General features: G+C 33.9%; 1 protein-coding gene. It reads right to left on the bottom strand.

Annotated features, from left to right (window positions below):
- On the bottom strand, positions 1 to 688 hold a 688-nt coding region (locus WBG07_RS19390), incomplete at both ends, for an AMP-binding protein (protein WP_340203791.1).

Raw genomic sequence — 688 nt, 5'->3', positions numbered from 1 at the left:
TGGAACAAATGGGTTCTCGACAAACTTCTGTTTGGTCAACTCTTCTTTGTTCAAATACCCACGGGCAACTCCTGCACCACTGATACACAACTCACCAGCCACTCCAATGGGTAACAATTCTTGATGTGCATCTAGGATGTAGATCTGGGTATTCGCTATAGGGGAACCTATAGAAAAGAGTTCTAAATTGTCTGTAATATTAATATTTGAAACAGAACAACCTATGGTTGTTTCTGTGGGGCCATATTCATTATAAATTTTACACTTAGATTCTAACGTTTCTATATTATTTAAATGTGATGGTTTTAATGGTTCTCCACCAATAATAATTTGTGATAGATGAGAAATGTCTATATCACTAAAAAGTGATAAGTGAGAAGGTGTTACTTTTATAGATGTTATCTCGTTATTCTTAAGAATTAATTGTAGCGCTTCTAATGCTTCTTTTTTATAAACATGTATCTGTCCACCTGTAAGTAGACTTAGATAAATACTTGTTTGGGTAAGGTCAAATGACAAAGAAGTAAACAATGGAAAGTTATGACTTTGTATTGCTGAACAATACTCTGAAATGCCAAATATTACATAATTTAGTAAGTTATGATGCTCGATCATGACTCCTTTAGGCTTTCCAGTACTTCCTGAAGTATATATGACATAGGCTAGATTTTCAGGATAGGCTATTCTA

It is taken from the genome of Ascidiimonas meishanensis (assembly GCF_037782385.1).
Lineage (GTDB): Bacteria > Bacteroidota > Bacteroidia > Flavobacteriales > Flavobacteriaceae > Ascidiimonas > Ascidiimonas meishanensis.
Note: the sequence above shows the minus strand (reverse complement) of the source record. Positions and strands in the feature narration are given on the sequence as shown.